Source organism: Actinomadura alba, from assembly GCF_014323705.1.
Taxonomy (GTDB): Bacteria; Actinomycetota; Actinomycetes; order Streptosporangiales; family Streptosporangiaceae; genus Actinomadura_C; species Actinomadura_C alba.
The window spans coordinates 36,750-49,422 of sequence record NZ_JABVEC010000040.1 but is presented as its reverse complement, the minus strand read 5'-3'; the positions used below and the strand labels follow the sequence as shown (position 1 = coordinate 49,422).

15 protein-coding genes are annotated in these 12,673 nt (G+C 68.6%); 1 reads left to right on the top strand and 14 read right to left on the bottom strand.

What is annotated here, in order from left to right; all coding sequences use genetic code 11:
• Positions 1 to 3: 3 nt before the first annotated feature.
• The 9 genes from HKK74_RS33550 to HKK74_RS33510 all read right to left on the bottom strand — a co-directional run bounded on the left by HKK74_RS33550 (position 4) and on the right by HKK74_RS33510 (position 7,893).
• Positions 4 to 510, bottom strand: a complete 507-nt coding sequence (locus HKK74_RS33550) for a DUF485 domain-containing protein (protein ID WP_246492236.1) — start codon at positions 508 to 510, stop codon at positions 4 to 6.
• Positions 503 to 1,258 (bottom strand): LytR/AlgR family response regulator transcription factor, encoded by a 756-nt coding sequence (locus tag HKK74_RS33545; RefSeq protein WP_187247425.1) that lies wholly within the window; start codon positions 1,256 to 1,258, stop codon positions 503 to 505. The genes HKK74_RS33550 and HKK74_RS33545 overlap by 8 nt, the downstream gene beginning before the upstream one ends.
• Positions 1,259 to 1,374: 116 nt before the next feature.
• Positions 1,375 to 2,559: a sensor histidine kinase gene (locus tag HKK74_RS33540; protein ID WP_187247424.1), complete on the bottom strand. Its 1,185-nt coding sequence runs from the start codon at positions 2,557 to 2,559 to the stop codon at positions 1,375 to 1,377.
• Positions 2,544 to 3,947: an ADP-ribosylglycohydrolase family protein gene (locus tag HKK74_RS33535; protein WP_187247423.1), complete on the bottom strand. Its 1,404-nt coding sequence runs from the start codon at positions 3,945 to 3,947 to the stop codon at positions 2,544 to 2,546. Before HKK74_RS33535 ends, HKK74_RS33540 begins: the two co-directional genes overlap by 16 nt.
• A 32-nt stretch (positions 3,948 to 3,979) precedes the next feature.
• On the bottom strand, positions 3,980 to 5,005 hold the full coding sequence (locus HKK74_RS33530; protein ID WP_312882044.1) for an ADP-ribosylglycohydrolase family protein: 1,026 nt from the start codon (positions 5,003 to 5,005) through the stop codon (positions 3,980 to 3,982).
• A 23-nt stretch (positions 5,006 to 5,028) separates the two neighbouring features.
• A complete protein-coding gene (locus HKK74_RS33525; RefSeq protein WP_312882043.1) occupies positions 5,029 to 6,129 on the bottom strand; it encodes an ADP-ribosylglycohydrolase family protein in 1,101 nt (366 codons plus the stop codon).
• A gap of 196 nt (positions 6,130 to 6,325) precedes the next feature.
• Complete coding sequence (locus HKK74_RS33520) at positions 6,326 to 6,580, bottom strand: hypothetical protein (protein ID WP_187247420.1); 255 nt, start codon at positions 6,578 to 6,580, stop codon at positions 6,326 to 6,328.
• Positions 6,581 to 6,950: 370 nt separating this feature from the next.
• Complete coding sequence (locus tag HKK74_RS33515) at positions 6,951 to 7,157, bottom strand: hypothetical protein (protein WP_187247419.1); 207 nt, start codon at positions 7,155 to 7,157, stop codon at positions 6,951 to 6,953.
• 355 nt (positions 7,158 to 7,512) lie between these two features.
• The gene (locus tag HKK74_RS33510) at positions 7,513 to 7,893 is read right to left on the bottom strand and encodes a hypothetical protein (protein WP_187247418.1); all 381 of its coding nucleotides are present in this window, start codon (positions 7,891 to 7,893) and stop codon (positions 7,513 to 7,515) included.
• 295 nt (positions 7,894 to 8,188) lie between these two features.
• On the opposite strand from HKK74_RS33510, the gene HKK74_RS42055 reads away from it, so the two are divergent.
• Positions 8,189 to 8,584, top strand: coding sequence for a hypothetical protein (locus HKK74_RS42055; protein WP_376771581.1), 396 nt, complete (start codon positions 8,189 to 8,191; stop codon positions 8,582 to 8,584).
• Between the two features lie 25 nt (positions 8,585 to 8,609).
• Here HKK74_RS42055 and HKK74_RS33500 read toward each other — a convergent pair whose 3' ends face one another.
• From HKK74_RS33500 to HKK74_RS33480, 5 genes are all read right to left on the bottom strand, one after another.
• Positions 8,610 to 9,248, bottom strand: coding sequence for a hypothetical protein (locus HKK74_RS33500; RefSeq protein ID WP_187247417.1), 639 nt, complete (start codon positions 9,246 to 9,248; stop codon positions 8,610 to 8,612).
• Between the two features lie 459 nt (positions 9,249 to 9,707).
• Positions 9,708 to 10,097 (bottom strand): hypothetical protein, encoded by a 390-nt coding sequence (locus HKK74_RS33495; protein ID WP_187247416.1) that lies wholly within the window; start codon positions 10,095 to 10,097, stop codon positions 9,708 to 9,710.
• Positions 10,098 to 10,480: 383 nt separating this feature from the next.
• On the bottom strand, positions 10,481 to 10,789 hold the full coding sequence (locus HKK74_RS33490; RefSeq protein WP_187247415.1) for a hypothetical protein: 309 nt from the start codon (positions 10,787 to 10,789) through the stop codon (positions 10,481 to 10,483).
• Positions 10,790 to 11,328: 539 nt separating this feature from the next.
• Positions 11,329 to 11,595: a hypothetical protein gene (locus HKK74_RS33485; RefSeq protein WP_187247414.1), complete on the bottom strand. Its 267-nt coding sequence runs from the start codon at positions 11,593 to 11,595 to the stop codon at positions 11,329 to 11,331.
• 363 nt (positions 11,596 to 11,958) lie between these two features.
• Positions 11,959 to 12,264 carry a hypothetical protein gene (locus HKK74_RS33480; protein ID WP_187247413.1) on the bottom strand — a complete coding sequence of 102 codons (306 nt, stop codon included), beginning with the start codon at positions 12,262 to 12,264 and terminating at the stop codon, positions 11,959 to 11,961.
• Positions 12,265 to 12,673: the final 409 nt, after the last annotated feature.

Sequence of the window (12,673 nt, the reverse complement as noted above, 5' to 3'; positions counted from 1 at the left end):
CGCTCACCGGTGGTCCACGAGTTCGGCGAAGTCCTGCTCGACGCGTTCGGCCTGCCGTACGTACCACCACGCGCAGACCACGAACAGGGGATATATGAGCACGGCCAGCAGCAGCCACGGCAACGGGACACCGAGCAGCCGCAGGTCGCCGAGGCCCGGAGCCAGCAGGAACAGCGCCGGCAGACCGCCGATCACGCCGGTCACCGCCACGCAGACCGACAGCGCCAACCGCAGCTGAGAGCGGATGAGCGAGCGCATGTACACCTCGCCGAGCCCCGTCTGCTCATCGATCTCACGGGTCCCCGGATGGCGCGGCCGCGTCGCCGCCCGCGTGCGCGGGCTGGTGACCAGCACTCTGTTGGATTGCCTCGCTCCGCTCGGCGGCTCGTCGCGCTTCGAGGGCTCTTCGGGATGTGGGTACGCGCGGGGTCCCTCGGCATCGGAGGACTCGGAACGCTCACCGGGTGGAGCGGTGGGCTCAACGGCCGGGGGGGTGTCGTCGTCATTCATGGGGGGAGCTCCGGCGGGCCCGGCGGACGAGGAGATCGCGCAGCTCACGGGTGTGGCGGCGGCTGACCGGGAGTTCGGCGCCACCGACCCGTACGGTGCACCGGCCGGAGTCCAGCCGCAGTTGCTCGATGTGGTGCAGGGAGACCAGGTGGCTGCGGTGCACCCGGACGAAGCCTGCGTCGCGCCATCGCTCCTCGAGCGTGTTCAGCGGGATGCGGACGAGGTGGCTGCCGGACGCGGTGTGCAGGCGCGCGTAGTCTCCCTGCGCCTCGACGTAGTGCACCTCGGTGGCCGGAACGAACCGGGTGACCCCGCCCAGTTCCACGGGGACCGGCTCGGGCTCGGCGACGGCCAGCGGACCCGTTCCAGTGCCCGCCACCACCCGGCGGACGGCCTCGGCGAGCCGCTCCGGCCGGACCGGCTTGAGCAGGTAGTCGGTGGCCTTCAGCTCGAACGCGTCGACCGCGTGTCCCTCGTAGGCCGTCACGTAGACGATCTCCGGTGGGCGGACGAACCGGGACAGCAACCTGCCGAGCACGATCCCGTCGAGGCCCGGCATCCGGATGTCGAGGAACACCGCGTCGACCGGACGGCCCTCGGCGAGGGCGCGGTCGAGGCACCGCAGCGCGGCGGCGCCGTCGCGGGCGGTGCTGACCTCGGCGACGCGGGGGTCGGCGCGCAGAAGATACCCCAGGTCCTCGAGAGCGGGCAGTTCATCGTCCACCGCGAGGACGCGCAGACCGGCCACTGCTCCTCCGCACCATCACACCGTCCATCGGATCCTCTTGAGGGTGGTGACTCGGCCATTCGATGTCAACACAGGGACCATTCGAGGTCAGCACACCGGGCAGGCGCCCGGAGACGCTACGTCGCGGAAACGCCGGGACGGTATTTCGGCACCCGCAGGCTCACCTTCATCCCGGCGCCCTCGGCCGTCTCGACGACGAGCCCGTAGGCGTCGCCGTACACCTGGCGCTGCCGCTCGTCCACGTTGGCGAGGCCGATGCCGGCCCCGCTGCGCGCCTCACCGGCCAGCACGCGGCGCATCCGGTCGGGGTCCATGCCGACGCCGTCGTCCTCCACGCTGATGACGCACTCGGCGCCGCCGTCCTCGGCGAGGATCGTGATGCGTCCTGGCCCCGGCTTGCCCTCCAGCCCGTGCCGCACGGCGTTCTCGACCAGCGGCTGTACGCACAGGAACGGCACGGCGACGGGCAGCACCTCGGGGGCGATTCGCAGGGTCACGTGCAGGTCGTCGCCGAAACGGGCGCGTTCGAGCAGCAGGTAGCGGTCGATGCTGCGCAGTTCCTCGGCGAGCGTGGTGAAGTCGCCATGTCTGCGGAAGGAGTACCGGGTGAAGTCGGCGAACTCCAGCAGCAGTTCGCGGGCCCGTTCGGGATCGGTTCGCACGAACGAGGCGATCGTGGTCAGCGAGTTGTAGATGAAGTGCGGTGAGATCTGCGCGCGCAGGGCGCGTACCTCGGCCTCCATGAGAAGGGTCCGTGACCTGTCCAGATCGGCCAGTTCGAGCTGGGCGTCGACCCAGCGGCCCACCTCCTCGGCCGCGCGCACCAGCCCGGCCGACGCCTGGGTGCCGTAGGCGGTGAGCGTGCCGACGACCCGGTCGTCGGTGGTGAGCGGCACCACGATCGCGTGGCGGACCGGGCAGTCCAGGTCGCCGCACGCCACCACGTCGGGGCCCAGCACCCGGGTGCGGCCGCCCGCGAGGGTGTCCTTGGCGTGATCGAGGGCCGCTTGGGCGTGATGGCCGCCCGCCCCCTCCCAGGCGAGCAGTTCCTCGGCGTTCGTGATCGCGAGCGCGGCCTGCCCGAGGAGCACGCCCAGGTGCCGTGCCGCCTTCTCGGCCCCCTGGGCGGTCAGCCCCGACCGCAGCGGCGGGGCGGCGAGCGACGCCGTGTGCAACGTCTCGAAGGTGGCCCGGTCGACCGGGCCGCCGAGGTCCCGGCGCCCGCGCAGGACCCGGCGGAGCAGGAGGGCGGGGACACCGATGACCGCCACGACCACCAGCGTCGCTATGACCGCTTCCACGGCGCCACGCTAACGCCTCCGGGGCGGTGCGGAGCGGGCAATGCGCACACGCGTGCGGCCAGCTCGCCGAAGGACACCCCGTCGAAGCCGGCCAGGCCGCTGGACGCACGGCCGCGCAGCGCGGTCGTCCATCTCGAGGGCAGCAGGCGGGCGCCGGTGAGGGCGCCGGCGATCGACCCGACGGTCGCGCCGTCGGAGTCGGTGTCCCAGCCACCGCACACGGCGGCCGCGATCGAGGTCGTGAAGTCGCCCGCACCGTGCACCAGCGCGGCGGCGACCAGGGCGGCGTTGTTGACCACGTGCACCCAGTGCAGGTCCCCGTGGCTCGCGTACAGCTCGCCGAGGACGCGCTCGAAGTCCTCGTGCCGCCGCGCGGCCGTGACCGCCCGGCGGACGGCGCACGCGAGCCGCGATCGCGGAGGCACCACCGACAGCCCCGCGGCGAGCACCTCGTCGAGGCAGGCGCCCGTCACCGCCGAGGCGCACATCGCGGCGACGAACATCGCCCCGTACACGCCGTTGGCGGTGTGACTCAGCCGGGCGTCCCGGTGCGCCATCGCGGCCGCGGCGCCGGGGTCGCCGGCGTTCACCCAGCCGTACACGTCCGTGCGGATCTGAGCGCCGATCCACTCGCGGAACGGGTTGTGGTACGTCGCTGTATCCGGCGGTTCGACGCCCAGCAGCAGGTTGCGGTAGGCGACGCGTTCGGCGGTGAAGACGCGGCCGCCGGGCAGGTGCTCCAGCCAAAAGCGCGCCACGTCCTCGGTGGTGAAGTCCCGGCCGTGGCGCTCCAGCGTCGCCAGCGCCAGCATGGAGAACTCGAGGTCGTCATCGGGCGGAGCGCCGTCGAGGTTCTCGGCCAGGGAGGTGGCCGCGCCGTGGGTGTTCCACGGCCACCGGTCCGCGATGTCGCCGGGCAGCCCCTCGGCCGTGAACCAGCCGCGGATCGGCCAGTTCCCCGTCGCCTCGGCTATCTCCCGGATGCCCTCGCGGGGGATCTTCTCCACCGGTGCGCCCAGTGCGCAGCCGGCCGCCCGGCCGAGCCACGCGCCGAGCACCCGGTCGGGATCGGGTGCCGTGCGCCCGCCCTCGGGCCAGTCCGGGCAGGCCGCGATGATCTCATCGAGCCCTGAGGGTTCACCGTCCGGCACCGGCAGGCCGGCGAGTTCGTCCAGCAGTCGTTCCGCGAGACCGCGCAGTGCGGGCGTGGGCCGTGCCGCCGTGCCCGCGCGCGGCGGGGGGTCCGGGCCGCCGGCCGCCCGCCATCGCGCCGCGACCGAGCGGACGGCTCTGGGATCGCGCCCGTCCTGCCCGGCCTGCCGGAGCTCGTGCCCGACCAGGTCCTCGGGATGAGTCCAGGTGAGCCGCGTCCAGGTATGGCCGGTCATCGGACGTGACTCCTCATCAGACGTGACTCCTCTCAGACATGGCCCGTCATCCGCCGGGCATCGCTGTGGGGTGGCGTCGCGCGGTCCGTACGGCCGGCCGCGACGTGGTCGGCGATCTGGGCGAGATCGGCTCCGGCGAGGCAGGGCAGGCAGCACCCGGGCAGCACGCGGGCGCTCCTGCGCCATCCGCCCGGCAGCGCGGCGTAGCCGGTGAGCGCGCCGGTCAGCGCGCCGGTGAGCGCCGGCGCCGAGTCGGCGAGCGAGGGAAGGCACGCGGCGGCCGGGACCGCGCTCATGAGCGCTCCGCCGGAGGCCCGGGTGAGCGCGAGGGCCACCGGGATCGTCTGCGCGGCGGCCACCCCATAGCTGTAGACATGGTCCTGTACGGCCGCGTCGAGCAGGGGCACGGCGGCGAAGGCGTCACCCGCGAGCTCCGCGGCCGTCAGCGCGGCGCCGGCGGCGCACCGGATCGCAGTGTGCTCGGGCAGCTCCGCGAGTGCCGCAGTGACGACGGTCGCGACGGGCTCTCCCACGACGGCCACCGAGACCGCCGCGGCCATCGCCGCCGCGCCGTGGACGCCGTCCTCCGCGTTCGTGATCTCGGCGTCGGCACGCCCGGCGCGAGCCGCCCGCGCGGGATCACCGGGATGGGCCGCTCCGAACGCGACCGCCCGCACGGCCGCGGCGTCATCGAAGAAGTGCGGATTGTCATGGCCGCTCGCGGGCGGTCCGATGCCGCGCCGGAGGTTGTCGAGCGCCGCGCGCACCGACATCCGCACGCGGAGGCCCGGGGCGCCGGCCAGCGCCTGGAAGGCGGCGCGGCGATCGGTGCGCAGGCCGCGCGCGGTCCACGCGAGCCATTCGGCGTCGTCGGACGGACCGACCTGCAGCGCGGTGACCGGCTGGTTCAGTGTGAACGGCACCGGCAGCGTGGTGAGCCGGTGCTCTTCGGCGAACTCGTCGAGTTCGCGGGCCAGCCTGCGGGTCCACGGCGCCAGGAGTCCCGAGCGGTGCCGCGCGGCCGGCCAGCCCGCGGCGTCCCCGATGGCGAGCCCCACGAACGCACCTCGGACGCGGTCTCTCAGATCCCCCGCCGGCACGCCCGCCACCCCCCTTGGTCTCGCGGCTGTTCGCGCCGCGCGCCGGGGGCACGCCCCGGGCCGGTGTGCTCCCGGCGCGCGGCGGCCGCCAGGGCGTCGGCGGCATCGCGGACGTCACGCCCGGCGACGGCGCGCAGGCACGTTCCGCGAGCCGGGCCGATGCGGGCCGACCAGCGCTCGGGCACACCGTCCTCGCCCTGGCCCGCGCCCGCCAGGGCACCGGCGATCGCCGCCGTGGTGTCGGCGTCACGGCCGAGGTTCACCGCGTTGGTCACCGAGACCTCTACCTCTCCCGCGCCGAGCAGGTACGCGGCGAAGGCGAGCGCCACCGCCTCGGGCGCGAGATCGGCCCAGGGACAGTGCCGTACGACCACGGCCTCGTGCAGATCGGCCGTGTGCCGCTCGTCGGCGATCACGGGTATGGCGGAGCGTCGCGCACCGGCGATCCGCACGCTCGCGCGGACGGTGCGACCGGTCCAGGAGTCCGCCGGGATGACCGCCAGCGCGGCGTCGATCACCTGGGCCGGTGGGGCGCCCGTCATCGCGAGGGCCACGGCCGCCGCAACGGCGCGCCCGCCGTGCACGCCCTCACCACCATGGCTCACGGCTCCGTCGACGCCCGCCAGGCGGGCCGCCTCAGCGGGCTCGCCCGCGGCGAAGACGCCGTACGGGGCGGCGCGCATCGCCAGGCCGTCCGACCAGCCATGCTGCTGCCACCGGCCGCTCAGCGGAGGCTCCAGGCCACGGCGCAGCGCCTGCACCGTGCCCAGCTCGGAGAAGCCCGCCCCGCGCATGGGGCCCGGCCGCTCGTCCAGCGGCGCGATGATGTTCCGGCGCCATTCCCGCGCCACGTCCCCGCTGCTCAGGGCGGAGCCGTAGGTCTCCAGCAGGAAGGCGGTGAAGAGGGCGTACTCGGTGTCATCGGTGCCCACCGCCATGCCGTCCGGCCCGCGAGCGAGCTCGGTGAGGCGTCCCCAGCGCCCGGCGATCTCCTCTGGCGCCAGGTTCTCGGCGGGACGGCCGAGGGCGTCGCCGGCCGCGAGGCCGAGCAGGCATCCCCTGGCCCGTTGCCGGTCGACCACGACGACACTCCCCTCATCCGCTCCGCGGCGTCGCACGCGGCCCGCACGCCTGATCCGGCGCCCCACCCACCCCGGCGCGTCCCTCCGGCGAAGGGCCCCGCACCGCCCGGTGCGGGGCCCTCGTGCCGACAGCGTCCTACGGGCGATCTCTCACCTCGGCCCGGCGTGCGCTGTCACTGGTCGGTCGCCGCCGGTGTCAGACGTCGTCGAAGTCGTCGTCTTCGAAGTCGTCGTCGAAGTCGTCGTCGTCATCGAAGTCGTCGTCATCGTCGAAGTCATCGTCGAAGTCGTCATCGCAGTCGTCGTCGAAGAAGGACAGGACGGTGCCGGTCTGGCCGGCCGTGGCCACGGTGGCCGCGGCGGCGGGTGCGGTGGTACCGAAGGCGAGGGCTGCCACCCCCGCGAGCAGCAGGCCGAAGATGGCGACAGTCATGCGCTGCAGAATTCCCACGGAAACTACCTCCTTGGAGAATTCGAGCCATAAAGGCTGGAATCGCGTTTCTGTGGTACGGAGTCGATCCCCCGGCGCGACGCGTGGACGCCGCACCGGCGAACGGCTGCATGAATGGCCCACTGCCTCCATGACCCCATGCCACATCTTCCGAATAACGGCATTCCCGGGGCCAACTGGGCGAAACTGGGAAAAATCCGGATTTGACCCAATTTATAGAGGTTTGACAGAACCTGCAGCGAGAAACGAAAACAGGTCCCGCACCCTCAGGTGCGGGACCCATGGGCCCCAGCGCCGGCCAGACCGGCGGTGGCCTCGTCACCGCCCGCCTGGCGCGCGCACTGGCCTCTCTACCGCGCGAACGCCGCGATCACCACCAATCGACAAAGCAGTCGTCACAGCAGTCGTCCCAACAGCCACATTCCCAGTCGCCGCACCAGGCGGACAGGGTGATGCCGTGACTGCCGGCCGTCGCCGACGAGGCGGCCGCGGCCGGGGCCGCGCCCATCGCGAGGGTCGCCACTGCCGCCAGCAGCAGACCCGAGATGGCGAGAGTGATGCGCTTCAGAATTCCCACGGAGACCTCCTTGGAGAATTCGAGCCGTGAAGGCCGGAATCGCGTTCCGCGGCACGGAGCACCTGCCGGCACCCTTCCCGACCGCCACGCCTCAGGGTAATAGGACATACGACACCTATTGCCCGTATCACCACATACCGCACCTTTCGGTAACGCCATCCCCCCGGCATGCCGCGCCAAAACGCGACTTGACCGCATGCCGGAAAACTCCCAGAAGTGACTTTAATCGCGGGCACACGAAAGGGCCCCGCGCTCCTTCGAGCGCGAGGCCCATCCTCGATACGACCCCGTACAGGTGCCGGTCGGTACGCCGCTACCCGGCCCCGGGGACCGCTGTCACCGGTGAGGACACGGTTCAGTCGTTCCAGCCACCGCCGTCACCGAAGTCATCGTCGTCCACGCCCCTGAGGTCGTCGAGGCCCCTGAAACCACGGCGCTGGCCGATTTCGGGGCCGCTCCGGCTGATGTTGTTGTTCCTGTTGATGACGACGATGCGCTGGTTGTGTGAGAACGTGTGGCGGTTGCTGTGCCGGCCGTGGTGGCGGTTGCAGCCCCCACAGCCCCGACGGCAGCCGCAGCTGCGGTTGCAGCCGCATCCGCGGCGGTGCCCGCACGACGACTTGGCGGATGTGACTTGAGGTGCGGCGGCCATCGCCTCGGCACTGGCCGAAGTCGCTCCGCCGATCATGAGAGCAGCACCTCCCGCGAAAACCAGGCCGGACATGGCGATCGCCATGTGCGTCGGAATTCCCATGGAAATACCTCCTGGGGGAATTCAAGCCGTAAAGGCTGGATTCGGGCATGTACGGAACAGTGCCGATCTGCCAGCGCGACCCCCGCCACGCTGAATGATGAGCATATTTCCGCTCACCACGCGACCCTGTACCGCATGTTCGCTAATGTCATCCCCTAGGGCTCTAAGCACGAAACGGTAAGAAAGCTAGCTTGACTACGATTCTCCACCTTGGACAGCTCTTCTTTAATCTCCAGAAATAGTCAAACTTAGGGTATTTATACCATTGCGTCCGAATATGTCCCGGTTGATAGAGTTTGGAAGTCGCGGGCCCGGGCCGGGGGCACTGGACAGGCTCGACGCGGGCGAGGGCGTCGTGTGGATGGCGATGTCCCGTGGTTCCTCTGGGTTCATCCAGCTCACCGGTGATCGAGAGTGCCTGGAGGTGGTCGTGGATGTCGTCGCGGACTTCCCAGGGGATGCGTGGACGCCGGAAGCGGTGCAGGAGCGCGAAGGCGCGCTCTACCAGCCAGCGGTGGACGCCCAGTCGCGGGTCAGCGTGAACGCGAGAGGTATCCCGGTGCCGTCCGTGATCAGATGGTGCTTGCTCCCCGTTCTGCACCTGTCGACAGGGCTCATGGCACTCGGGTCCGGGTCCCGCATAGTGCGAGGACCCGGACCCGAGCGGATCTGAGTGGATCTGAGTTTGATTTGGATCGCTACATGGGCGCCGCAGGCACCCCCGAGTCAGGCGCTCCGGGCGCGATGGCCGGCGCGGCCACCGGAGCCGCACCCTGCGTCGAACCTTGCGCCGCTCCCGGGGCCGCTGCCGGAGCCGCCGCAGGGGCCGCCGCAGGGGCCGCTGCCGGAGCCGCCGCGGGCGCAGTCGTGTCCGGCGCGCCGGGCGTCAGCAGGCCGGGCTCGAGACTACGGATGAACCGCTCTTCCGGGTCCACCCGCTGGCGCTGGACCTGGCCGCTGCGGCTGACGTTGTTGTTCCGGTTGATGACGATGATCCGCTGATGAAGGTGGTGGACGTTCAAGTGCCGGTTGGAGCCGTGGTGCCGGTTCGAACTGCAACCACAGCCACCACGACCGCCCACGAAGTGGCGAACCCCGGCCCTGCGGACATGGAATCGCCGCACCGCCACCCGTCCATGGCGGACCTTGCCACCACGGATCTTTCCGCCGCGCGCCTTTCCGGCCGCTTTTCCGGACGCCTTCCCGCCGCAGACGACGCCAGGCGCGATCGCCACGCCCGCAGCGCGGGCCGGACTGGCCGCGCCCACCGCGAGCGCGGCCGCTCCCGCGAAAACCAGGCCGGACACGGCAACCGCCATGCTCTTTGGAATTCCCATGGAACTTGCCTCCTTGGAGAAATCAAGCCATAAAGGCCTAATTCAGATTTCTACGGAACGAGGTCGGCCCCGTGGCAACGATCAAATGTTCCGACGATAAAGTGGGCATCAATGGGCCCACCGACTGACTTCATGCCGCATGTTCCATTAACGTCATCCCCGGAGGGAGGCCCACAAAACAGCGAGATATAAGACTTGGCGTCAGTTCGATACTCTCGACAAAGCCGCTTTAATTGCCGGAGATTGTGCACATTTCACCCTATGCCCGTTTTGCAGGAATCACGGGTACATGCGGCCGAGTCCTCGGCGGCGGCGCGGGACGGGGTCCCGCACCGACCACCGGCGCGAGACCCCCATGCCCGCAAGACCCAAAGGTCCTGATCCGGTCACCCGGCCGGTCCACCGACGGGCGGCGACGTGGTGACGCAGCGACCCTCCCACCGCGAACGGTGTATCTATCTACCTGTCTTCTTCTGGTCGGATTTCCTGCTGCTGCCGCTCCTGCTGCCGCTGGAACTGGTCGGTGTCACTGTCGCTGAAGTTGCGGTTCCGGTTGACGATGATGGCGCGCCTGTGCTCCCGGGCGTGGAAACGGTCGAACTCGCGGAAGTGATCGCGGTTGTGGCATCTGTTGATGCAGGGCCGGTGGACCCTGACCCTGTGGACCGGCCTGTGAACGACCACCCTGCGATGGACCACCGGACGGGGGCCGGGACCCACACCGCCACCGCCCACAACGCCACCGGAAATCACATGCTGAGGTGCGGCGGCCATGACCTGCGCACTGGCCGGGGCGGCCGCGAGAACGGCACCTCCCGCGAAGGCCAGGCCGGACACGGCAATCGCCATGTACTTCGAAATTACCATGGAACTTGCCTCCTTGGAGAAATCGAGCCATAGATGGCCGACTTTCGAATCTCTACGGAACAAGGTCTGTCACGTTGGTGACACTTCTCAGCGCGACGAACAATGGGCAGGCGAATCAAATCCATCACTTGACCCCATCCCCGATGTTCCGCTTATTTCATCCCCTGGGCCAACTTCACGAAACCGCGAGATATGAGACTTTGGACTCTTTACCACCGTGCTTTAATGAACGGCGATCCGGGGCACTGAGGGCCCTTTTAGATACGTGCACGGCGGGGTCCCACACCAGCCGATGTGGGACCCCTCATGCCGGCCACGGCCATGAGCACCGGTCGGCCAGAGATTTCGCGGTTCCGACTGATTCCTCAGTTTTCGTCTTCGTCGAATCGCTGTTGCTGACGCTGCTGCTCCCGCTGCCGCTGGAACTGGTCGCTCCTGCTGAAGTTGTTGTTGCGGTTGATCACGATGATCCGCTGGTTGTGGCGGAAGTGATGGCGGTTGAAGTGGTGCGACCTCCTGTGGGAACGCCCGCAGCAGCCATCGGAGACCAACTGGCCGGGGGCGGCGACCACGGTGTGGGCACTGGCCGGCGCCGCCGCGCCCACCGCGAGGGCGGCACCCCCCGCGAACACCAGACCCGACACGGCAACCGCCGTGCTCTTCGAAATTCCCATGGAACTTGCCTCCTTGGAGAAAACCAGGCCATAAGGCCGAATTCTAGTTCTTACGGACGATGGCGAGCCCGCCGTGCGACATTTGGCCGCTACACGAATCATGGATGCGTTGACGTATCCACTACCTCACTCCATGCCGTATTTTCCATTTATCTCATCCCCTGCACCTAGTTCGCGAAACCGCAAGATATAAGACTTGGCACCGATTCGGGGATCTCGACATGGATGCTTTAATGAGGTGCTAGTTGCGACATCAAACACCCTATTATCCACGATTTGGCTCTATGTCCAAATTCAGTGACCTGTCCCGCAATTCACCATTTGCATAAAGCGGGTCCCGCGCCTACCATGCGCGACCCCACAGCTGTGGACGTTGGTTCAGGTCGCTTGCGGCTTCCAGGCGCTACGACCAGGTCACGGCGAGGTCCTTGCCCCACGGACGGTCGCCGGCGTGGGCCCTTAGAGCGGCGCGGGGCCCTGGAACCGCGGCCTATGCGCTGCAGCTCCCGCGCCGCCCCGCCATTGTCCTCCCGCAGGCGCTAGCGCCGACGCAGGAACTGGTCGCTCCTGCCGAAGTTGTTGTTGCGGTTGATCACGATGATCCGCTGGTTGTGGCGGAAGTGATGGCGGTTGAAGTGGTGCGACCTCCTGTGGGAACGCCCGCAGCAGCCATCCGAGACCAACTGGCCGGGGGCGGCGACCACCGTGTGGGCACTGGCCGGCGCCGCCGCGCCCACCGCGAGGGCGGCACCCCCCGCGAACACCAGACCCGACACGGCAACCGCCATGTACTTCGAAATTACCATGGAACTTACCTCCTTGGAGAAATCAAGCCATAAAGGCAGAATTCGGATTAGTGGAACCAAGTCGGCTACATGCCACTACTCACGGCTTGGCCAGGCGAATAGGCCCACCCACCTGACTTGCAACGCCGAACATCGGAATTACCGAGCCATTTAGCCAGGCCGCGTATTGGCGTCGACCAGTGGGCGATGAGAATGTCACCGTGACCGAAGAAAGTGAGACGGCGAACCAGATGGGGTCTCGCACCGATTCGGTACGAGACCCCAGCCGACGATACCAGCGGATGGCGGCTACATCGTCAACAGTGCTTGTGGCATGGCGACCATGCCGCGGCATGGTGACCGCCATTGATTCTGGACAATCGCCTAGTCGTCCTCTTGGAACCGCTGACGCTGCTGCTCCTGCTGCCGCTGGAACTGGTCGTTGTTGCTCCTGCTGAAGTTGTTGTTACGGTTGATCACGATGATCCGCTGGTTGTGGCGGAAGTGATGGCGGTTGTGGTGATGGAACCTGTGGTGATTGCGCCCGCAGCAGCCATCGGCCACCAGCTGCACAGGGGCGGCGGCCGTGGTGTGGGCGCTCGCCGACGTGGCCGTACCCACCGTGAGGGCCGCGCCACCCGCGAACATCAGACCCGACACGGCAATCGCCATGCGCTTTGACATTCCCATGGAACTTGCCTCCTTGGAGAAAACGAACGTGCAGAAATCAGACCATGTAGGCCGAATTTCAGATTTCCAATGGAACAAGGTCGGCTTTGTAGCGCGACTCCCGTCACACCGGAGAACGAGGATCAACGGATCGTTCGCCTGAGTCCATACCCTTCGTTCCGATTAGTTGATCCCCAGAGCCAAGTCCACGAAACCGCAAGATGTGAGACTTGACATCCATTCGATGCTCTCGGCGATCCGGCTTTAATCAGCACGATCACATATGCTATGCACGCAATATGTCACTACATAGGAATATGTCCAGATCTATGGCTACACAGCCGCTGATTCCTGCTGCCTGCACGGCTGGAGATGTGACCGGGTCCCGCACCGAATCGATGCGGGACCCATGGCTATAGCACTCGACCGG

Bases quoted from the DNA above. Each gene is read 5' to 3' on its own strand.
- HKK74_RS33550 (WP_246492236.1), bottom strand. From the start codon at position 510: ATGAATGACGACGACACCCCCCCGGCCGTTGAGCCCACCGCTCCACCC.
- HKK74_RS33535 (WP_187247423.1), bottom strand. From the start codon at position 3,947: ATGACCGGCCATACCTGGACGCGGCTCACCTGGACTCATCCCGAGGAC.
- HKK74_RS33510 (WP_187247418.1), bottom strand. From the start codon at position 7,893: ATGGCGATCGCCATGTCCGGCCTGGTTTTCGCGGGAGGTGCTGCTCTC.
- HKK74_RS42055 (WP_376771581.1), top strand. From the start codon at position 8,189: ATGTCCCGGTTGATAGAGTTTGGAAGTCGCGGGCCCGGGCCGGGGGCA.
- HKK74_RS33500 (WP_187247417.1), bottom strand. From the start codon at position 9,248: ATGGGAATTCCAAAGAGCATGGCGGTTGCCGTGTCCGGCCTGGTTTTC.
- HKK74_RS33495 (WP_187247416.1), bottom strand. From the start codon at position 10,097: ATGGCGATTGCCGTGTCCGGCCTGGCCTTCGCGGGAGGTGCCGTTCTC.
- HKK74_RS33490 (WP_187247415.1), bottom strand. From the start codon at position 10,789: ATGGGAATTTCGAAGAGCACGGCGGTTGCCGTGTCGGGTCTGGTGTTC.
- HKK74_RS33485 (WP_187247414.1), bottom strand. From the start codon at position 11,595: ATGGTAATTTCGAAGTACATGGCGGTTGCCGTGTCGGGTCTGGTGTTC.
- HKK74_RS33480 (WP_187247413.1), bottom strand. From the start codon at position 12,264: ATGGGAATGTCAAAGCGCATGGCGATTGCCGTGTCGGGTCTGATGTTC.